This window comes from Faecalibacterium prausnitzii (assembly GCF_049532945.1).
Taxonomy (GTDB): Bacteria; Bacillota; Clostridia; order Oscillospirales; family Ruminococcaceae; genus Faecalibacterium; species Faecalibacterium prausnitzii_N.
In genome coordinates, this window is record NZ_CP186691.1 from 2,007,644 (window position 1) to 2,027,497 (window position 19,854).

The window sequence follows — 19,854 nt, forward strand, 5'->3', positions numbered from 1 at the left end:
GAGGAGCCATGAACGGTTATATTGTAAAAGGCATCGGCGGCTTCTACTATGTCCGGACCGAAGCGGGCATCATCGAGTGCAAGCCCCGCGGCATTTTCCGCAAACAGAAGATCACGCCGGTGGCGGGCGATGAGGTGACGCTGGAGACCGAGAACGGTGCAGCCGTCATTGCCGAGATCGCACCGCGCAAAAATGTGTTCGTGCGGCCTCCGATGGCAAATCTGGATGTGCTGTTCCTTGTGGCCAGCACCACCCAGCCCACGCCCAGCACGCTGGTGCTGGATAAGCTTGCCGCCATTGCGGTGGACAAGGGCGTGCAGCCGGTGATCGTGTGCACCAAGGCAGATCTCGGCGAGGCGGAGTTCCTCCGCAAGGCATACGAGCGTTCGACCCTGCCCTTCATCGCCATCCACTACGACACCGGCGGCGGGCTGGACGAGGTGAAGCAGTGGATCGGCGGCAGGCTGTGTGCGTTCTGCGGCAACTCCGGCGTGGGAAAATCCACCCTTTTGAACCACCTGCTGCCGGAAGCAGAGCGGGAGACCAGCGCCATCAGCCAGAAGCTGGGCCGCGGCCGCCACACCACCCGTGAGGTGACGATCTTTGAAGCCTTTGGCGGGCGCATTGCGGATACGCCGGGCTTTGCCAGTCTGGAAGCGAACCGCGCCGGGTTCATCCCCAAGGAAAATCTGGAGCATGCGTTCCCGGAGTTCGGGCCTTATCTGGGCCAGTGCCAGTTCACCGGCTGCTCCCACCGCAGCGAAAAAGGCTGTGCCGTGCGCGCCGCACTGGCCGAGGGCAGGCTCTCCCAGACCCGGTACGACAGCTACTGCGCCATGTACGAGGAAGTCAAGGACGTGAAGGATTGGCAGCGCCCGAAGTTCTGACCGCTGCATTGCAAACCAGAGAAAGCTCCTCCGGCCGGGGGAGCTTTCTTCGAGTGAAGAGAGGAAACTTATGTCACGCTGTGTGATCATTTCGGCCTGCCCGGTTTCTCCGGAGCTGAAGCGCCTGCTGCGGCCCGATGACCTCATCATCGCCTGCGACGCGGGTTACCGCAACTGTGCGCCGCTGGGCTGCAAACCGGACATCATCGTGGGCGATTTTGACACCGCCCCCTGCCCGGAACAGCAGGACGACGATATCATCGTGCTGCCCCATGTGAAGGACGATACCGACACCGAGTATGCCGCAAAGCTGGTCTCGGAAAAGGGCTTTGACGAGGTGCTGCTGCTGGGCGGCCTTGGCGGCAGACGGGTGGAGCACACCCTTGCAAACCTGTGCACCGGCCTTGGGCTGGAACAGCGCGGTGTGCGCACCACCCTGCTGGATGAGCGCAGCCGCATCACCTTCGTCCGCGCCGGCGAGGAGCGCACCTACCCGAAGGCGGAGTTCTTCTACGTTTCCGTCTTCCCGCTGGAGGGCCGGGCCGAGGGCGTCTGTGAGCGCGGCTCCTACTATGAGCTGACCGATGCGGAGCTGACCGCCAGCTACCCGCTGGGCGTCAGCAACGAGTACGCTGCCGGGTCGGACTGCATCACCATCTCCACCCGCAGCGGTGCGCTGGTGGTGGTGGAGACCCTGCCGGATACGCCCATTCTGCGCTGAGCGATGCACGTTTTGCGCCGCTGCCGCTTATACTGTGGTATCACACAACGAAAGGCGGGAGTTGGATGCAGGTCGTCGTCATCAAAAGCCCGAAGTGTCTGCGCGGGATCCTGCGCCGGTTGTTCGGCATCAAAACCTGAAGAAACAACAAGACCCTCTGTGCCGTTCGCACAGGGGGTCTTGCGTTTTCATTCCTTTGTGGCATACGTCAGGTCGAGCACCGGGCCGAAGGGGTCAAAGATGAGGTTTTTGATGCCCGAAGCGATCAGCAGACGCTTCTGCTGGGAGAAGAGGGGGACCACGACGCAGTCGCTGAGCAGCTGGCGTTCGCATTCGCCCAGCAGGCGGCAGCGGGTGGAACCGTTGGCGTGGGTGCTGGCTTCCAGCTGGGTGGCGTACAGGGCATTGGAATAGCCGGTCAGCCCGCCGCCTGCGGGGGTGAACTGGGCCAGCGTGTTGTACACGCTGCCGCTCTCAGCGCTGACGGGGGCCAGCGCGATGGTATAATCTCCCTCGGCCAGGCGCTTGCAGAAGGTCTCCTCGTCCACCTCCTCAATGGAGAAGAAGAGGGAAAGCTCCTTCTGCCAGGCCCCGTTGATGGTCTCGGCGGCCTCGTTCAGGCCGCACCCGGCGGGGAGCATCAGGGTGATCTTATTGAAGTCGGAGTTTGCCATGCCCTGCCGCGCGGCAAGGTAGAGCGCCTTGACATCCACAGCGGCAGGGGAGACCTCCCCCACGGTGTCGCGGTAGTTCATGCCGTCTACGTTCAGCCCGGCGGGGATGAGGTTGTCCGCTGCGGCAAACAACTCGGTGGAGGGGACCTCAGCGGCGTCCCGCGCCACCCCGGCCAGCGCCTGCCGCAGCTCGGTGGAGGAAAAGATCGTATTGCAGTTGAACAGCAGACTCCAGGTGGTGTCGGAGTAGGAGATGGAGGACAGCGAGGTGGTGCTGCCGGTGGCGTCCACCGCTGCCGAGCACTTTTCGCTGTTGATGAGCTCAATGGCCGACTGGTCGGCGTTGTTGGTGTTCTGGACCAGGCGCAGGCTGTCGATGCGGGTGCCGGAAGGCTCCCGCCGCAGGAACAGGCCGCTGGCCGTCCAGTTGTAAAGATAGAAGCTGCCGCTGGAAAGGGTGGTCTTGGCGGTCAGGCCGTAGGTGCCGCGGGTGGAGTTGAAAAACTCCTCGTCGCAGGGCATCGCGCCGGGCAGCGTCAGCTTGGAGAGAAAATTCTCGTCCGGGCTGCTCAGGCGGAACACCAGCGTCAGCGGCCCGCTGGCCGAAACACCGAGGGCACTCTCCGGCAATTGCCCGGCCAATACTTCGGCGCTGTTCTCAAGGGCGGCAAACTCCACGGCGTAGGGAGAGTTCGTGGCAGCGCGGAACATCCGCCGGAAGGCGAAGACGAAATCCTCCGCCGTGATGGCGCAGTCAGCAGCCGTGCCCTTGGCAGCCGTGTAGGTCAGGCCGTCCTTCAGATAAAAGGTATAGGTCTTCCGGTCGGCGGAGACCTCCCACCGTTCGCACAGGGCAGGTTCCAGCTGGCCGTCCGGGTCTTTGCGGACAAGCCCGCTGTAAAGGTTCTCGCAGGCGATCACGTCCGGGGCAGCAGAAGCCACCTGCGGGTCGAGGTTTGCGGGAATGGTATCCACGAACCATGTAAAGCTGTTGGAGCCTGAACCGCAGCCGGTCAGGGTCAGGATTAGAAGGGCCGTCAGAACCGCGGCGGCCAGGCGGAAACGGTGTTTCAAAAAAAGCGCTCCTTGCAGATGATGATGGATACGTCCAGTATAACGGAAAGCGTCGAAAAAGACAATTATCTTTTTGTGAATTTCGATGACCTTTCAGTGCATTTTTGCGGCCTGTGCGGGTTGGGCGTTGCGTATTGTGCGGAAAAGGTGTAGAATGAAGAACAGCAAGAGCTTGTTACAGAAACACTTTATAGAGGAGGTTCTGTTTTTATGCAGAAAGAACAGCAGCAGCTCGCAGAGCTGGTCAAGGGCAAAAAGGTCGCATTCATCGGTGCGGGCGTCAGCCACAAGACCCTGATCAAGGAGTTTGTGGAGCTGGGTGCCCATGTGACCCTGTGCGATAAAAAGAACAGCGTGGACGACTTTGGCAGCTACGCCGAGACCATCCGCCGCCTGGGCATCGACCTGAGCCTGGGTGAGCATTACATGGACGGCTTCCGGGGCCAGGACATCATCCTGCGCACCCCCGGCTTTGAATATTACCAGAAGCCCCTGCAGGATGCCATGGCCGCAGGCACCATGGTCACCAGTGAGGTGGAGCTGTTCTTCGACTTCTGCCCCTGCGAGATCGTAGCCGTGACCGGCTCCGACGGCAAGACCACCACCACCACCCTGATCTCCAAGTTCTACGAGGCCGCAGGCCGCAAGGTGCATCTGGGCGGCAACATCGGCGCAGCTCTGCTGCCCATGCTGCCCGAGGTGGCTCCCGAGGATGTGGCTGTGGTGGAGCTTTCCAGCTTCCAGCTCATCAGTATGCGCAAGAGCCCGAAGATCGCGGTCGTCACCAACGTGACCCCCAACCATCTGGACCACCACAAGGACATGCAGGAGTACATTGATGCCAAGCGCAACATCCTGCTGTACCAGAAGCAGCCCTGCCGCGCTGTGCTGGGCTATGAGAATGAGATCAGCCGCTCCATGCAGTCCGACTGCAAGGGCAAGCAGGTGTGGTTCACCCGCCTGCACGATACCGACAACGGTGCCTTCCTGCGCAAGGAGGACAACATGCTCTGCATGGCCGAGGATGGCGTTGTGACCCCCTTCCTGGCCCAGAAGGACGTGAAGCTGCGCGGCCTGCACAACATTGAAAACCTGCTGGCTGCTGCCGCTGCCGTGTGGGGCGAGGTGCCCGTAGAAGCCATCCAGAAGGTGGGCAGCACCTTTACCGGTGTGGAGCACCGCATTGAGCCGGTGCGCACGCTGGACGGCGTGCTGTACTACAACGACTCCATCGGCACCAGCCCGACGCGCACCATTGCCGGTCTGCGCAGCTTTAACCAGAAGGTCATTCTGATCGCTGGCGGCTACGACAAGCACATTCCCTATGAGCCGCTGGCACCGGAAGTGGTGGCCCACGTGAAGAACCTTGTGCTGATGGGTGCCACCGGCCCCCGCATCGAAAAGGCCGTCTGTGAGCATCCGGATTTTGCAGCGTCCGGCCTGACCATCCAGCATGCCGACAACATGCAGCACGCTGTGGAGCTGGCCCGTGCCTGCGCAAAGCCCGGTGACATCATCATCCTGTCCCCGGCCAGCGCATCGTTTGACCTGTACCCCAACTTTGAGGTGCGCGGCCGCGAGTTCAAGAAGATCGTCAACGAGCTGAAGTGATCCGGCAGGCCACGACACCCCGTGCAAAACTGCGCTTTTACAACGCCTGCCGGGGCAAACTCTGCCTGGGGGCCACGATGCCGCTGGCGCTGGAGCTGCTGGGCAAGAGCCAGCCGGGCCGCTTTTTTGCCGGGCCTACGCTGGCGCTGGACGTCGGCGGCAGCACGGCCTGGATGGCAGGCCACGCCAACCCCGAAGAGCTGGCCGGGTTCCTGACCTTCTGCGGGTGCGGCGCCGTTGTGCTGGACGAAGCCGAGGCGGCCCCGCCCGCCGGGTGGACCCGTGCAAGATCCCACACCATCTTCGGCCTGACGCCGGGGCGGCAGCTTCCGGAGCCAGAGGCCGACAAAGCGCTCTGGGCCTCGCTGACCTTTGACCGGGACCCTCCGGCCCGCCCGGTGGCAGAGGCGCTTTTTCCGGCCCGGCCTGCCCGGCGGGATGACTTTTACTCCGAGCTTTGCACAAAGCGCAGCCGGGGCAGGGCCCGCGTCTGGGTGCTGTGGCAGGGGGAGACGCTTGCCTGCACCGTCGGGGCCTATACCCTTGCGAACAGGCAGGCCTACATGGCCTGCGGGCAGACAGCCCAGCCTTTGCGGGGCAAGGGCATCGGCGGGCGGCTCATTGTCCGGCTGGCGAACGAACTCTCGGCAGAAGGCTTCCAGCCTGTTTTCCTCTGCGCCCCCGAACGGGTGCACTTCTATACCCGCCTCGGCTTCGAAAAACTGGGCGAGTATGCGCGCTATGAAGCGCCCGCAAAGTAAAATCGGCGGGGGATATCTCTACGTAAAAAATAATAAGAAACCCAAAGGATCTAATATGTCAATGTTAAGCCATTTTTTTGATTTCAAACCCGAAGTTCTGGCGCTGGACGAAAAGGCTATGGAGCTGTGCCAGCCCTACTTCCGCCATATGGAGGAGATCCGCGATTTTAACCAGCTCAAAATGCTGAAAGCCTTTGCGGATACCCAGATGTCCTCCACCGATATGCTGGGCACCACCGGCTACGGCCTGTGGGATACCGGCCGCGCAAAGCTGGAGCAGATTTTTGCCGAGGTGATGGGCGCAGAGGATGCCCTCGTGCGCAGCCAGTTCCAGAGCGGCACCCACACGCTGGCTGTGGCGCTGTTCGGCCTGCTGCGGGCAGGGGACACCCTGCTGGCTGCCACCGGCCGCCCCTACGATACGCTGGAAGGTGTGATTGGTCTGGACGGCAAGGGCAAGGGCACCGGCACCCTGATGGATTACGGCATCCGGTACGATGAAGCTCCGCTGAAAGCCGACTTCACCCCGGATTATGACCTGATCGCCCAAAAGGCCCCCGGTGCAAAGGTGTGCCACATCCAGCGCAGCCGCGGCTATCTGCAGCGCAATGCCTTTGATCTGGAAACGATCCGAAAAATTGCGGATACCGCCCGCGCCGCAAACCCGGACATCATTATTTTTGTGGATAACTGCTACGGCGAGTTCACCCAGACGCAGGAACCCTGTCAGATGGGCGCAGACCTTGTGGTGGGCAGCCTGATCAAGAACCCCGGCGGCGGCATCGCTCCCACCGGCGGCTACATTGCGGGCCGCAAAGACCTTGTGGAGCTGTGCGCTTACCGCCTGAATGCGCCCGGTCTCGGCAAGGATCTGGGCTGCACGCTGGAAACGCCCCGTGATATGTATCTGGGCTTCTACTATGCGCCCGGCGTGGTGTGCGAGGCCATCAAGACCGCCATTTACGCCCAGTGTATGCTGGAGCTGCTGGGCAAGAATCCAGTGCCGCGCTACTGCGACGACCACAACGACATCGTCACCTGCTTTGATGCAGGCACTGCGGATGCGCTCATCGGCTTCTGTCAGGGCATTCAGGCTGCAAGTCCCGTGGACAGCTATGCCGCCCCGGAACCTTCTCCGGAGCCGGGCTATACTGATGAGGTGGTCATGGCAAGCGGCAGCTTTACACAGGGCAGCACCATCGAGCTTTCCTGCGACGGCCCGCTGCGTGAGCCGTACACCTGCTACCTGCAGGGCGGTCTGAACTTTGCTGCCAGCCGTGCAGGCGTGCTGCTGGCCGTGCAGAACGCTTACTTTGGAGAACGTTGACGTAACGATCCCGGCCTGCTTCGTTCCATGGGCGCAGCGGGCCGGGCAGTAAAAGAAGAAAGTGTGAAACCAATGAACAAGGTAACTCCCATTGACGCTGAAATGCTGGCACGTTTTGAGCAGGGCTATGCGGCCCGCCCGGAGCTGCAGGTGATGTCCAATGCCATCTCCCGCACGGCTCTGCCGGATGCCGCCTTTGTGCCCGCTGCCGCCGCCAAATTGCAGATGGATTTCTCCGTTCTGGTCCAGACCAGCAACATCACCAACCAGAAGCAGAGCGGCCGCTGCTGGATGTTCTCCACCCTGAACGTCCTGCGCGAGCGGGTCATCCGGCAGTGCAAACTGGAGGATTTCTCCATCTCGCCCACCTATCTGGCCTTCTACGACAAGCTGGAAAAGGCAAACCTCTTCTTTGAGAACATCCTTCACTTTGCCGCGCAGGAACTGGACGACCGCGAGACTTTCACCCTGCTGGGAAACCCGCTGCCCGATGGCGGCCAGTGGGATATGGCGGTCAGCCTCATCAAAAAGTACGGTGTCGTGCCCTCCTGGGTGATGCCGGAGACGGTGCACTCCACCGGCACGGCCAAGTACCTGCCCATCCTGAACCGCAAGCTGCGCGAGGATGCGCTGGAGCTTCGCGCCCTTGTCCGCGAAGGCAAGGACCCCTCGGCCCGCCGCGAGGAGATGCTGGCAGAGGTCTACAATGCCCTGCGCATCCTCTACGGCCAGCCGCCCAAGACCTTCGATTTTGAGTACACCGATACCGACAAGGTCTACCACTGCGACCGCGGCCTGACCCCGAAGCAGTTCCTCGACAAGTACGTCGGCAGCGACTTCGACGACTATGCCGTCATCATCGCTTCGCCCATCCATGCAGTCAACCGCACCTACTGCCAGCCGTTTATGGGGGATGTGGTCGAGGACGGCATGTTCTGGCTCAACCTCTCGCAGGAGGAGCTGGAAGACCTGACCATCCGCCAGCTGCAGGCCGGGGAGGGCGTCATGTTCAGCTGCGACTGCCACCCGGATGGCGACCGCGCCAACGGCTACTGGGACCCCGACTGCTTCCAGTACGGCGAGGTGCTGGGCGGTCTGACCTTTGGCATGACCAAGTCGGAGCGTCTGCTCACCCGCGACAGCACCATGAACCACTGCATGATGTTCTGCGGCGTCAATCTGGACGAGAACGGCACCGCCAACCGCTGGAAGATCGAGAACAGCTGGGGCGAGGAGTCCGGCCAGAAAGGCTACTACATCGGCAGCGAGAAGTGGTTCCAGGCCAACGTCTATCAGGTCACCGTTCGCAAGAGCCTGCTGAGCGATGCCCAGCGCGCCCTGCTGGCGCAGGAACCTCTGCCCATGAAGCTGTGGGACCCGCTGGCATAAACTGATCTTTAACCGCAAAATGCTCTGCCTTTTCCGGCAGAGCATTTTTTTCAATCCGTGAGCAGGGGCAGCTTTAACGTGAAGCAGCTGCCTTTGCCCACTTCGCTTTCCAGCAGGATCTCGCCATGATGTAAGCGGGCCAGCTCCTGCGCAATGGTCAGGCCGAGGCCGGTGGAGTCGTGCTTGGTGTTGGCTGTGGTGTGGAAGTAGCGGTCAAATACGGCGGCCTGGTCTTCCGGGGCAATGCCGCAGCCGGTGTCCTGCACACAGACGAGAGCAGAGCCCTCCGCCTCCCAGCTGTGGACGGTGATGGTACCGCCCGAAGGGGTGTAGTGGATGGCGTTGGTCACGAGATTCTGCAAGATCTGCTGCAGCCGCACCGCATCGCCCCAGACGGGCAGTTCGGCGTCGAATTGTGCGCAAAGGGCAACGCCCTTGTTCTCCGCTTCGCTCCGGCAGTTCTCGCAGACCGCCTGCGCGGCCTCGCTCAGGGAAACGCGGTCTTCGTTCAGCAGGACCTGTTTCTGTTCCAGCTTGGCCGCCAGGAAGAGTTCTTCGGTCAGCCGCCGCAGAAAGCGCATCCGCTGCTGCAAAGCGGGCAGGAGGGCAGGCAGGGCCTCCGGGGCCGCTTCCAGCGTGTCCAGCCCACTGGATACCGCGAACAGCGGGCTGCGCAGGTCGTGGAAGATGTTCAGCATCATGCTCTTGCGGGCCTCGGTCTCCTCGGTCAGGGCGCGGGTGCGGTCGGCCACGCGCTGGTCCAACTCCCGCGCCAGCTGCTCGGTGCGGTCGAATTGCAGCGCGAACCGGCGGCAGACAAAGGTCATGCAGCCCAAGGTGAAGGGGATATCGTAGATGCGGGCACACCGCATCACATAGAAGCGGATGCTCTCCGAGAAAAAGGGAAGCTCCAGCCCCGGCAGAATGACCAGCACCCGCAGGCCGACCGTTGCCGCACAGGGGAAGAGGAGCAGCAGCACCGCGCGGTCTCCCCGCCAGTAGGCCGCGATGAGCAGCCCGATGCAGTAGGCCATGCCGCCCAGCAGCCCGATGGCCCGCACCGGCGGGCAGGTGCTGAGGGAGAGCAGAACATACCCGGCCGTCAGTGCCAGCGAGAGGGACTTCTGCTGTCTGGTCCTGGGGGCTATGCCGGTCAGCGCCGCGCTAAGCCAGATGGGGGCCAGCACCGTGAGGGAAAAATACCCCTGCCGCAGAAACAGCACCATACCGCTGCCTCGCTCCGGCGAGCGGATGACCGCAGCCGACCATGCAATGAGGATGACGAGATAGAGCAGGAAATATCCAAGCTCCCGCTGAGGCTTGTAGTGGTGCAGTGCCAGCACGGTCGCCGCCAGCGTGCAGAAGACCGTAATGGCCATCCACTGCAAGGTCGTGCGGATGGTGCGCACATCGGAGCCTTCGTCCGGGAAGGCCTCGGCCCATTCCTGAAACAGGACTTCGGCATCCTGTCCGCTGGCGGCGGTGCCCGGATCCAGCGGCGGAAGCTGGGCGTTGTACCAGATACCGGCCAGCGCGATGCCCAGCGCCAGCACCACCGCGCTCAGTGCAGTGAGAAGATGTTTGGTTTTCATAGTTGACCTCCCCCGAACGAACGGATCTTCCGGAAAAACAGTTGAGAAAGCCCGTAAAATAAGGTATACTAACTCTAGTATAGCAAAGTTTTGCGAAAAAGGGGAGAGCAAACAGGGATGATCCGTGTGCTTCTGGTGGAGGACGATCCCGTGATCCGGGACACGACCCGTTACTTTTTGAACAGCCAGCAGAATTATGAAGTGGTCTGTGCGGAGACCGGCGGCGAGGCGCTGAGCCATGCCCGCGAGAACTTCGATGTCATCCTGATGGACATCCTTCTGCCGGACACCAACGGCATGGACCTGTGCCAGCGGCTGCGGAGCTGGCATCACTGCCCCATCATCTTCACATCCTGTCTGGATGATACCGACACGGTGGTCCGGGCGCTGGAGCTGGGCGGCGACGACTTTCTGGCCAAGCCTTACAACCACAAGGTGCTGCTGGCCCGCATCATGGCGAACATCCGCCGGGTGCAGATGGACGCCGCCGAGCCCAGCGTCAACGGCTACCACTGCGCGGCCTTTACGCTGGACTCCAACAGCCACTGCGTCGAGAAGGACGGCCGGAGCATCCATCTGGCCGACATGGAGTTCCGCATCCTCTCCCTTTTCGTCCGCTACCCCAACACGTTCTTCACGGCCAACGAGCTGTATCAGAAGATCTGGGGCAAGGAAAGCCTTGGCGATGTGCGCACGGTGCAGGTGCACATCCACAATCTGCGCAGCAAGATCGAGCCGGACCCGGCAAAGCCCATCTACCTGAAAAATGTCTGGGGGAAGGGGTATGTGTTCCGGCCGGATGGCCAGCCGGAGCTTTGACTCGCGCCCAAACCTGAAGGATCGTTAAGCAGAATGCGCCCATTGTTTAAGGAAACTTAAGCGGTGGGCGCATTTTTTTGCCTGAATTTGACCGTTATTTGACAAACAAAGTACAAAAACGACGTTCCAAAGCAGAGAAACGGCGGAGACGCTTAACAAATCTTAAAAGACAGGGGCAAAACTTTGTGTTAAATTATTATCGAACGAAGTCTGCGCAGGCACACACTGCACAGACCGAAGAAGCATTGGAAGGCAAATGAAGAACACACGAAGAAAAGAAGAAAGGAACACCGCAATGAACAAGATCTCGCGTAAAGGCTTTTTGAAGATCGCTGCCGCTGCTGCCATGTCCGGCGTCACGGCCGGTGCTCTGGCTGCCTGCAACTCTGCAAGCTCCTCCTCCACCGCCGCTTCTGCCGCATCCGGCACCTACATCCCCGGCACCTACGAGGGCACCGCCGAGGGCATCTCCTCCACCGTCAAGGTCACCATGACCTTCTCTGACAGCACTGTCACCGACGTGGTGGTGGACACCTCCGGCGAGACCGCTTCTTTCGGCGCTGCCGCTGCCGATGAGCTGCGTGAGCAGCTGATGGCTGCCGGTTCTGCCGAGATCGACGGCGTTTCCGGCTCTACCATCACCTCCGATGCCGTGATGAAGGCTGCCAAGAGCTGCTACGCACAGGCAAAGGGTGAGGCCGTGGTGTCCAGCGTGCAGCTGCCCACAGGCGACGCAAACGACTGGCTGGGCAAAGAGCCTGATATCGACGAGACTGCCATCACTGAGACCGTGGACACCGACATTCTCATTGTGGGTGCAGGCAACGGCGGTATGTTCGCTGCCGCCTATGCTGCTGCCAACGGCCTGAACTTCCGTGTTATCGAGCAGAACGCCAACGTGCAGGACACCCGTCACTGGTACGGCGCTGTTGATTCTGCTGCCGCTAAGGAGGCTGGCGAACCCGCCACCGATAAGGCAAAGCTGCTGAGCGAGATCTCCCGCTACGCCTCCGGCAAGTGCGATCAGCGCGTTGTCAAGACCTGGATCAACGAGTCTGCCGCCATGCACGACTTCATGCGCAGCATTCTGGAAGATAAGTACGGCTGGGTATGCGATTTCACCTCCGGCAGCGAGGCTGCATGGCCTGCAGAGAATGCCGAGCACAACACCGACTACCTCTACCCTGTGCAGGAGCACAACTACATGGCCAGCGAGAGCGCATCCGGCCTGCCCCGTAATGAGCTGCTGCTGCAGTACATTCAGGAGCTGGGCTACGATGTGGACTTCAAGACCAGTCTGGCCAAGCTGGAAAAGAACAGCGAGGGCCGCATTACCGGCATCATCGCCCAGAGCACCGAGGATGACCACTTTATCCGCTACAACGCCAACAAGGGCGTGCTGCTGGCTTGCGGCGGCTTCCCCGGCAACCCCTACATGATGGAGCAGCTGGACCCGCTGGGCACCAGCGTGACCACCGCCTGCTCCTACTCCCCCGCCGACAAGGGCTACGGCATCCGTGCCGCAGTGTGGGCAGGCGCTAATCTGGACAAGGAAGCCGCTCCCATGCTGTTTGACCGCGGCATCGTTGCCCCCGGTGTGGATGCCGGTTATGTGGACAGCGAGAGCGCCTTTGGCGGCAAGGCCTTCCCCGGCAAGATCCGCCAGTTCAACCCTGGCACCCAGCCCTTCCTGAAGGTGAACCGCAACGGCGAGCGCTTTGCCAACGAGAGCAGCCCCTACAACGATATCGTTTACGCCGCTGCCCACCAGCCGGGTCGTGTGTACGCACAGATCAGCGATGCAAACTTTATCGAGGATGCAAAGCGTTTTCACACCATCGGCTGCTCTGCCATGACCCGCAACCTCGGCGAGGACTTCTTTGCCCAGCAGGTCGAGAACTGCGAGAAGGAGGGCTGCTTCTTCAAGGCTGATACCCTCGACGAGCTGGCCGACAAGATGGGCTTTACCGGCGCTGCCAAGGACACCTTCCTTGCTACTGTGGAGCGCTACAATGAGCTGTACGACAAGCAGAACGACGAGGATTTCGGCAAGCCCGCTTACCGCCTGAGTGCCATCCGCACTGCGCCCTTCTATGGCTGCTGGCTGGGTGCCTCTCTGCTGACCACCGAGCAGGGCATTGCCATCAACGAAAAGGGTCAGGCGCTGGACAACAACAACCAGCCCATGGAGGGCCTGTACATCACCGGTGATATGTCCGGCAGCTTTTTTGCCAACAACTATCCCTGCCTGATGGCCGGTGTAGCCATGGGCCGCACCCTGACCTTCGCCATGAAGGCTGTCAAGCAGATGGCAGGTCTGGAGTAAGGCGGATCTCCCCGGAAATCAAATTCAAAAAGCAGCGCCGCAGAAGGTTCGAAGCCCTCTGCGGCGCTGTTTTTCCCTCTATACACAAATCAAAAAGCCGGTCTGCCTCAGCACACGGCGCGGGAGACCGGAACGACCGGCTCCACAAGAGCGGGATGCATCCCCTCGCGGTAGTCCAGGTCGCCCTGATCCATACCGCGCAGCAAGACCTCGGCGGTGGCAATGTTGGTGGCAATGGGTACGCTGTGCATATCGCACAGGCGGAGCAGATTCTGCTCGATGAAGTTACCGCTGTCCGTCTTGAGCGGGTCACGGAAGAACAACACCAGATCCACTTCGTCGCAGGCGACGCGCGCCGTGATCTGCTGGATGCCGCCCAGCCGCCCGGAGAGGTAGCAATGGACTGGCAGGCCGGTGGCCTGGTTCAGCATACGACCGGTGGTGCCGGTGGCGATGACCGTGTTGCGGGAAAGAATGCCGCTGTACGCGGTGCAGAACTGAAGCGCGAGCTCTTTGCGGGAATCATGTGCGAGGATTGCGATGGTCATAATTCACACTCTCCTTTGTCTCAATGTCTGGTTGCGGACGAACACTTTTTTGGATTGGATTCACTGAGCGTACAATTTCAAATTTGAAACATTCAACCCACAACATTTATTCCAAACTTTCCACTATAGTTGTACCGCGCCAAAATGGGCCTTGTCAAGAGAAAAATCGTCTTTTTCTACGATTTTCCACCCGGAAGTACGACTTTTGTTTTGTGGAGAACAGCGAAAACTTGGATGCAACCATCGACAAAGACGAAAGACACATTCGAACCATCGAACGAAACTGTTTTCGACGAAAAAACAGTCCATGGGAGAAAACAAATGTACAAATGGGAGTGCAAAGCGCCTGAGAGGTTTATTTCCCTCACCGCACCTGCCCATCTCCATGGATGATATACTTGTAGCTGCACAGCTCGGCCAGTCCCATGGGGCCGCGGGCGTGGAGTTTCTGGGTGGAAATGCCCATCTCACAGCCCAGACCGAACTCGCCGCCGTCGGTGAAGCGGGTGGAGCAGTTGACATAGACCGCCGCACTGTCCACGGCTGCTGTGAAGAGGGCGGCATGGGCCTCGTTCCGGGTCAGGATGGCTTCGCTGTGGCCGGTGGAGTGCTCAGCAATATGCCCGATGGCCTCCTCTACGCTGTCCACGACCTTGACCGCGAGGATGTAGTCCAGAAATTCGGTATCGAAATCCTTCGGCCCGGCGGGGGTGCCGTCAATGACAGCTGCCGCCCGCTCATCCAGCCGCAGTTCGACCGGGTGCAGGCCTCGTGCCACGCGGGCCGGGCCAAGACGCCGGGCCAGCTTGGGCAGAAACTCCGCCGCAATGGAAGAGTGCACAAGGCACACTTCCTCGGCGTTGCACACGCTGGGGCGGCTGGCCTTGGCGTTCTCGATGATGTCCAGAGCTTTGTCCAGATCGGCGGTGTCGTCTACGTACACATGGCAGATGCCGGTGCCGGTCTGGATGCAGGGGACCTTGGCGTTCTGAACGCAGGCACGGATCAGCCCGGCACCGCCGCGCGGGATCAGCAGATCCACATAGCCTACAGCGGTCATCAGAGCGTTGGCAGAAGCGTGGGTGGTGTCCTCGATGAGGGAGACGGCGGCTTCCGGCAGACCGTTTTCCTTCAGGCCGCGGCGCAGAGCCTCCACGATGGCGTGGGCCGAACGCCAGGCCTCCCGGCCGCAGCGCAGGATACAGGCATTGCCGCTCTTGATGGCAAGGGCAGCGGCATCGCTGGTCACATTGGGGCGGCTCTCGTAGATAATGGCGATCACGCCCATGGGCACAGCCGTCTTTTCAATGACAAGCCCGTTGGGGCGCTCGATGCGCTTGAGCACAGCGCCTACCGGGTCGGGCAGATTGGCCACTTCCAGAATGCCCCGCGCCATGGCACCGATGCGCTCCGGCGTCAGGGCCAGACGGTCCAGCATCACATCGCTGATGTGCCCCTTGGCCGCAGCCATGTCCTCAGCGTTGGCGGCCAGAATGGCCTGCATCTGGTCGGGGTGGCACAGCCAGTCTGCCATGCCCCAGAGCGCCTGTTTACGGGTCTGTTCATCCGCCAGCGCCAGTACAGACTTCGCGGCGCGTGCAGCTTCCAGAATTTCCTGTGTGGTCATGTGTTCAGTCCTCCTTGCGGGCCGCAAAGCGGGTGCCTGCGGATCTGCCTGCGGCAATGTCGTACAAAAGCTCCGGGTGTGCGCCGTTGGCAATGACCATGTCTGCGCCAAGTTCCGTCACCAGTTGGGCGGCGCGCAGCTTGGTGGCCATGCCGCCGGTCCCCAGCGATGAACCGACCCCGTCGGCCAGCGCCAGGATCTCCGGCGTGATGCGCTCCACCAGCGGGAGCAGCCTTGCCTCCGGATGGGTGTGGGGATTGGCGGTGTACAGGCCGTCGATGTCACTCAGCAGCACCAACAGGTCAGCCTTGGCGCAGCAGGCCACGATGGCCGCCAGCGTGTCGTTGTCGCCAATAGAGGTGATCTCATCGGTGGCAACGGTGTCGTTTTCGTTGATGATGGGCAGGGCACCCAGCTCCAGCAGGCGATTCAGGGTGTTTTCCACGTTCTGCCGCCGGTCGGCATCCTCAACGTCCACACCGGTGAGCAGGATCTGCGCCACGGTGTGATTGTAGGCGTTGAACAGCCGGTCGTAGGTGTACATCAGCTCACACTGGCCCACAGCGGCGCAGGCCTGCTTGGTGGTGGTGTCCTTTGGGCGGGTTGGCAGTGAGAGCTTGCCCACGCCCATGCCAATGGCACCGGAGGACACCAGAATGACCTCATGGCCCTCGTTTTTCAGGTCGCTGAGCACCTTGACCAGCTGTTCCGTGTGGCGGATGTTCAGCCGTCCGGTGGCGTATGCCAGAGTAGAAGTGCCTACTTTTACAACGATGCGCATGATATCCTTAACCCTTTCCCATCTCTTTTGTCCGATCGTAAGCGGCGAGGACGGCGTCCATCACGGCACCACGGAACCCCTGCTCTTCCAATACACGGACGCCCTGAATGGTGCTGCCGCCGGGGCTGCACACAGCATCCTTGAGTTCGCCGGGATGCTTTCCGCTTTCCAGCACCAGCTTTGCGCTGCCCAGAACCATCTGCGCGGCATATTCCTGCGCTTTGGCGCGGGGCAGGCCGCAGGCCACGCCGCCATCAGCCAGAGCCTCAATAAACTGGTACACCCATGCCGGGCCGCAGCCGGAAACGCAGCTGGCGGCATCGATCAGACTTTCCGGCACCGGGTCGAGCCGCCCGGCGGGGGCCATCAGCTTGCAGAATTCGGCCTCTTCTTCGGCGGTGACATTGCTGGAACAGTACTGGATCATACCCTCGCCCACCGAAGCCGGGGTGTTGGGCATGATGCGGATCACAGGAAAGTCCTCACCGGCCATCTCCTGAATACGGGCAATCGAAAGGCCCGCTGCCATGCTGCACAGGACGAACCGGCCCGGCCGCTCGGCCAGCGTGAACTTCAGCGGGGTCAGCAGGGCCTCCATCATCTGCGGCTTGACAGCGAGGAAGATGAGGTCGCACCGGCCTGCCACCTCGTCGTTGATCGTGGTATTGCAGCCCAGTTCGGCGGCCAGCTTCTCCGCCTTGGCAGCGGTGCGGTTGGCCAGATACACGTTCTGCGGGTCTGCTGCTTTGCACACCGCGCGGGCGATGGCTCCGCCCATGTTGCCGCAGCCTAAAAATCCAATGGTCTTGAGCATAACAAAAACCTTCTTTCTTGAATTCCACCCGGCCTGCCCCGCATTGGGGCAGGGGAGATGCCGTTTCATCTCCGCCTCCATTGTAAGCAGACGGGGGCTGAAAATCAAGAGGGGAAGGGCCTGCTGAAAAAGAATGTTTCAAAAAATGGGCTGGAATGGGGGTACAAACGGTACAAAATTTCGCAATACGGAGCCGTAGTAACAGAAAATTTACCCTGAATTTGGAATTTTTGCTTGCAAATCGTCCTCGGAAAGAGGTATATTATAAAAGGAAGTGTTCTCACTTCTCCGGCTGGGAGGCCGGCCACCACAAACAGCAGTGCGCGCGGCGCGGCTGGGAAAGGATGGAGGTTGTGTCACAAACAACGAAGCGGGCACTGGAAGCATCGCTGAAAAAGTTGCTGCTGGAAAAGCCCCTCAATAAAATCACAATCAACGATATCACCGAGGACTGCGGCGTGAACCGCATGACCTTCTACTACCACTTTAAGGATATTTACGATCTGGTGGACTGGATTATGGTCGAAGACGCCGCAAAGGCGCTGGAAAACAAGCCCACGTTCGATACCTGGACGGAGGCGTTTCTGGACCTCCTGCACCAGGTGCAGGAGAACAAGGTGCTGGTGATGAACGTCTACCGCTCGATCAGCCGGGAGCAGGTGGAACAGTACTTATATAAGCTGCTGGACCCCATGCTGCGGGAATTCATGGAACGCGGGATGCAGGAGATCACCGTGCAGGATGACGATCTACAGTTCATCGTGGATTTCTACAAGTATGCGCTGGTGGGCATGGCGCTGGAATGGATCCGCAAGGATATGAAAGAGGACCCGTCCGGATGACGGAACGGCTGAATCTCCTGATCCGTGGCGATTTCCAGCGTGCGCTGAACCGGTTCCGCACCGACCGCAGCCCCTCGGAACTGGATGATTGATGAAAATTTAGACAGAAGAAGCATTGTGATGGGTTTTCCATCACGGTGCTTTTTCTGTTTATGGAACCTTTTTTGACAACATGGTACAGTACCATCAGCGCAAACTATAAGACGAAAGAAACCACAACAAACGGAGGGAATAACATGTATTATTCCAGTGGTAACTATGAAGCATTTGCGCGGCCGCGGAAACCAAAGGACGTAGACCGCAAGTCGGCCTACCTCGTCGGCACCGGGCTGGCTGCCCTCACGGCGGCCTGCTATCTGGTGCGGGATGGCCAGATGAAGGGCGAACATGTCCACCTCTTTGAAAAAGGGGCCATCCCCGGCGGCGCATGCGATGGTTATCAATACCCCGGCATCGGCTACGTGATGCGGGGCGGGCGCGAAATGGACGATCATTTCGAGGTCATGTGGGACCTGTTCCGCTCCATTCCATCGATCGAGACCGAGGGCGTCAGTGTGCTGGATGAGTACTACTGGCTGAACAAAAAAGACCCGAACGTCTCGCTCTGCCGTGCGACCGAACAACAGGGCCAGGATGCCCACACCGACGGCCGGTTCGGCCTGTCGGACAAGGGCTGCATGGAGATCCTGAAGCTCTTCTTCACCCCGGACGAGCAGCTGTACGACAAGCGGATCACCGACGTGTTCGACGCAGAAGTCCTCGGCTCGAATTTCTGGCTCTACTGGCGGACGATGTTCGCCTTTGAGAACTGGCACAGCGCATTGGAGATGAAGCTCTACCTCAAGCGCTACGTCCACCATGTGGGCGGACTGCCGGATCTCCGGGCGCTCCGGTTCACGAAGTACAACCAGTATGAGTCGATGATCCTGCCCATGATCCGCTATCTGGAAGGCTACGGGGTCCGGTTCCACTACAACACGAAGGTGACGAACATCGAGTTCGACTGTGCGGACGGCAAAAAGCAGGCCCGCACCATCTGCCTTCTGGTGGACGACCACGAGGAGCGGGTGGACCTGACCGAGAACGATCTGGTCTTCATCACCAACGGCGGCTGCGTCGAGAACAGCTCCATCGGTGCGCAGGACCAGCCCGCTGCGCTGGACACGGTGCTCCACCCCGGCAATGGCTGGGATCTGTGGAAGAAGATCGCCGCGCAGGACCCCGCCTTCGGCCACCCGGAGAAATTCTGCTCTGACCCGGAGCAGACCAACTGGATGAGCGCCACCGTGACCACGCTGGACGAGCGGATCGTGCCCTACATCCAGAACATCTGCAAGCGGGACCCCTTCAGCGGCGGGGTCGTCACCGGCGGCATCGTGACCGTCCGGGACTCCAACTGGCTGCTGAGCTGGACCTTCAACCGCCAGCCGCAGTTCCGGAATCAGCCCAAAGGCCAGCTCGTGGGCTGGCTCTACGGCCTGTTCAGCAACACGCCTGGCAACTACGTGAAGAAGTCCATGCGGGACTGCACCGGCAAGGAGATCTGCATGGAGTGGCTGTATCACCTTGGTGTGCCGGAACCGGAGATCGAAGATCTGGCCGAACACAGCGCCAACACGGTGCCCGTCATGATGCCGTACATCACGGCCTTCTTCATGCCCCGCGCAGCAGGCGACCGGCCCGCTGTGGTGCCGGAGGGCGCGGTGAACTTCGCGTTTCTGGGGCAGTTCGCAGAGACCCCGCGTGACACCATCTTCACCACCGAATACTCCATGCGCACCGGCATGGAGGCGGTGTATACCCTGCTGGACATCGACCGGGGCGTACCGGAGGTCTGGGGCAGCACCTACGACGTCCGCGACCTGCTGAACGCAGCCGTGCAGCTGCGGGATGGACGCCCGCTGAGCGACCTCAAGATGCGATGGATCGAGCGGTTCGCGCTCGGCAAAGTCATCGACAGGGTGCAGGAGACCGACCTCGGCCGCCTGCTGCAAGAATATAAAATCATCTGAACGCCGGGTCCTGATCCCGGCGGGGGAGGATGCTCCCCACATCAGACAA

The 19,854-nt window shown here is 60.8% G+C and carries 15 protein-coding genes and 1 pseudogene; 10 read left to right on the plus strand and 6 right to left on the minus strand.

Annotated features, from left to right (window positions below; all coding sequences use genetic code 11):
* Positions 1-8: 8 nt before the first annotated feature.
* Positions 9-887, plus strand: a complete 879-nt coding sequence (rsgA, locus tag ACNQFG_RS09910) for a ribosome small subunit-dependent GTPase A (protein WP_423404776.1) — start codon at positions 9-11, stop codon at positions 885-887.
* Between the two features lie 70 nt (positions 888-957).
* Positions 958-1,608: a thiamine diphosphokinase gene (locus ACNQFG_RS09915; RefSeq protein WP_423404777.1), complete on the plus strand. Its 651-nt coding sequence runs from the start codon at positions 958-960 to the stop codon at positions 1,606-1,608.
* A gap of 188 nt (positions 1,609-1,796) precedes the next feature.
* Here the strand turns inward: ACNQFG_RS09915 and ACNQFG_RS09920 are convergent, their stop codons facing one another.
* Complete coding sequence (locus ACNQFG_RS09920) at positions 1,797-3,356, minus strand: peptide ABC transporter substrate-binding protein (RefSeq protein ID WP_423404778.1); 1,560 nt, start codon at positions 3,354-3,356, stop codon at positions 1,797-1,799.
* A gap of 210 nt (positions 3,357-3,566) precedes the next feature.
* Between ACNQFG_RS09920 and murD the strand changes: the two genes are divergently transcribed.
* From murD to ACNQFG_RS09940, 4 genes are all read left to right on the plus strand, one after another.
* Entirely contained in the window at positions 3,567-4,967 is a 1,401-nt protein-coding gene (murD, locus tag ACNQFG_RS09925) for a UDP-N-acetylmuramoyl-L-alanine--D-glutamate ligase (protein WP_423404779.1), read from the plus strand.
* Positions 4,964-5,728, plus strand: a complete 765-nt coding sequence (locus ACNQFG_RS09930; protein ID WP_423404780.1) for a GNAT family N-acetyltransferase — start codon at positions 4,964-4,966, stop codon at positions 5,726-5,728. Before murD ends, ACNQFG_RS09930 begins: the two co-directional genes overlap by 4 nt.
* A 61-nt stretch (positions 5,729-5,789) precedes the next feature.
* Positions 5,790-7,055 carry an aminotransferase class I/II-fold pyridoxal phosphate-dependent enzyme gene (locus tag ACNQFG_RS09935; RefSeq protein ID WP_423404781.1) on the plus strand — a complete coding sequence of 422 codons (1,266 nt, stop codon included), beginning with the start codon at positions 5,790-5,792 and terminating at the stop codon, positions 7,053-7,055.
* A 72-nt stretch (positions 7,056-7,127) separates the two neighbouring features.
* Positions 7,128-8,444: an aminopeptidase C gene (locus ACNQFG_RS09940; RefSeq protein ID WP_423404782.1), complete on the plus strand. Its 1,317-nt coding sequence runs from the start codon at positions 7,128-7,130 to the stop codon at positions 8,442-8,444.
* Positions 8,445-8,494: 50 nt separating this feature from the next.
* On the opposite strand, the gene ACNQFG_RS09945 is transcribed toward ACNQFG_RS09940, so the two are convergent.
* Positions 8,495-10,036, minus strand: coding sequence for a sensor histidine kinase (locus ACNQFG_RS09945; protein ID WP_423404783.1), 1,542 nt, complete (start codon positions 10,034-10,036; stop codon positions 8,495-8,497).
* A 117-nt stretch (positions 10,037-10,153) separates the two neighbouring features.
* Here ACNQFG_RS09945 and ACNQFG_RS09950 point away from each other — a divergent pair, with 117 nt between their 5' ends.
* On the plus strand, positions 10,154-10,855 hold the full coding sequence (locus ACNQFG_RS09950) for a response regulator transcription factor (RefSeq protein ID WP_097792118.1): 702 nt from the start codon (positions 10,154-10,156) through the stop codon (positions 10,853-10,855).
* A 295-nt stretch (positions 10,856-11,150) separates the two neighbouring features.
* Positions 11,151-13,181, plus strand: a complete 2,031-nt coding sequence (locus ACNQFG_RS09955; protein ID WP_423404784.1) for an FAD-binding protein — start codon at positions 11,151-11,153, stop codon at positions 13,179-13,181.
* A 107-nt stretch (positions 13,182-13,288) separates the two neighbouring features.
* On the opposite strand, the gene ACNQFG_RS09960 is transcribed toward ACNQFG_RS09955, so the two are convergent.
* The 4 genes from ACNQFG_RS09960 to proC form a co-directional block, all read right to left on the minus strand.
* A complete protein-coding gene (locus tag ACNQFG_RS09960; RefSeq protein WP_423404785.1) occupies positions 13,289-13,729 on the minus strand; it encodes a methylglyoxal synthase in 441 nt (146 codons plus the stop codon).
* A 364-nt stretch (positions 13,730-14,093) separates the two neighbouring features.
* Positions 14,094-15,356: a glutamate-5-semialdehyde dehydrogenase gene (locus tag ACNQFG_RS09965; protein WP_423404786.1), complete on the minus strand. Its 1,263-nt coding sequence runs from the start codon at positions 15,354-15,356 to the stop codon at positions 14,094-14,096.
* A 4-nt stretch (positions 15,357-15,360) separates the two neighbouring features.
* Positions 15,361-16,137, minus strand: coding sequence for a glutamate 5-kinase (proB, locus tag ACNQFG_RS09970; protein WP_423404787.1), 777 nt, complete (start codon positions 16,135-16,137; stop codon positions 15,361-15,363).
* Positions 16,138-16,144: 7 nt separating this feature from the next.
* Positions 16,145-16,951: a pyrroline-5-carboxylate reductase gene (gene proC / locus ACNQFG_RS09975; protein WP_423406580.1), complete on the minus strand. Its 807-nt coding sequence runs from the start codon at positions 16,949-16,951 to the stop codon at positions 16,145-16,147.
* Between the two features lie 353 nt (positions 16,952-17,304).
* On the opposite strand from proC, the pseudogene ACNQFG_RS09980 reads away from it, so the two are divergent.
* Positions 17,305-17,885, plus strand: a pseudogene (locus ACNQFG_RS09980) (TetR/AcrR family transcriptional regulator C-terminal domain-containing protein).
* A gap of 144 nt (positions 17,886-18,029) precedes the next feature.
* Entirely contained in the window at positions 18,030-19,805 is a 1,776-nt protein-coding gene (locus ACNQFG_RS09985; protein ID WP_423404788.1) for an oleate hydratase, read from the plus strand.
* The last annotated feature ends 49 nt before the right edge of the window (positions 19,806-19,854 follow it).

Excerpts from the sequence above, each read along its gene's own strand:
- rsgA (WP_423404776.1), top strand. The coding sequence starts at position 9 with ATGAACGGTTATATTGTAAAAGGCATCGGCGGCTTCTACTATGTCCGG.
- ACNQFG_RS09915 (WP_423404777.1), top strand. The coding sequence starts at position 958 with ATGTCACGCTGTGTGATCATTTCGGCCTGCCCGGTTTCTCCGGAGCTG.
- murD (WP_423404779.1), top strand. The coding sequence starts at position 3,567 with ATGCAGAAAGAACAGCAGCAGCTCGCAGAGCTGGTCAAGGGCAAAAAG.
- ACNQFG_RS09935 (WP_423404781.1), top strand. The coding sequence starts at position 5,790 with ATGTTAAGCCATTTTTTTGATTTCAAACCCGAAGTTCTGGCGCTGGAC.
- ACNQFG_RS09940 (WP_423404782.1), top strand. The coding sequence starts at position 7,128 with ATGAACAAGGTAACTCCCATTGACGCTGAAATGCTGGCACGTTTTGAG.
- ACNQFG_RS09945 (WP_423404783.1), bottom strand. The coding sequence starts at position 10,036 with ATGAAAACCAAACATCTTCTCACTGCACTGAGCGCGGTGGTGCTGGCG.
- ACNQFG_RS09950 (WP_097792118.1), top strand. The coding sequence starts at position 10,154 with ATGATCCGTGTGCTTCTGGTGGAGGACGATCCCGTGATCCGGGACACG.
- ACNQFG_RS09955 (WP_423404784.1), top strand. The coding sequence starts at position 11,151 with ATGAACAAGATCTCGCGTAAAGGCTTTTTGAAGATCGCTGCCGCTGCT.
- ACNQFG_RS09960 (WP_423404785.1), bottom strand. The coding sequence starts at position 13,729 with ATGACCATCGCAATCCTCGCACATGATTCCCGCAAAGAGCTCGCGCTT.
- ACNQFG_RS09965 (WP_423404786.1), bottom strand. The coding sequence starts at position 15,356 with ATGACCACACAGGAAATTCTGGAAGCTGCACGCGCCGCGAAGTCTGTA.
- proB (WP_423404787.1), bottom strand. The coding sequence starts at position 16,137 with ATGCGCATCGTTGTAAAAGTAGGCACTTCTACTCTGGCATACGCCACC.
- proC (WP_423406580.1), bottom strand. The coding sequence starts at position 16,951 with ATGCTCAAGACCATTGGATTTTTAGGCTGCGGCAACATGGGCGGAGCC.
- ACNQFG_RS09985 (WP_423404788.1), top strand. The coding sequence starts at position 18,030 with ATGTATTATTCCAGTGGTAACTATGAAGCATTTGCGCGGCCGCGGAAA.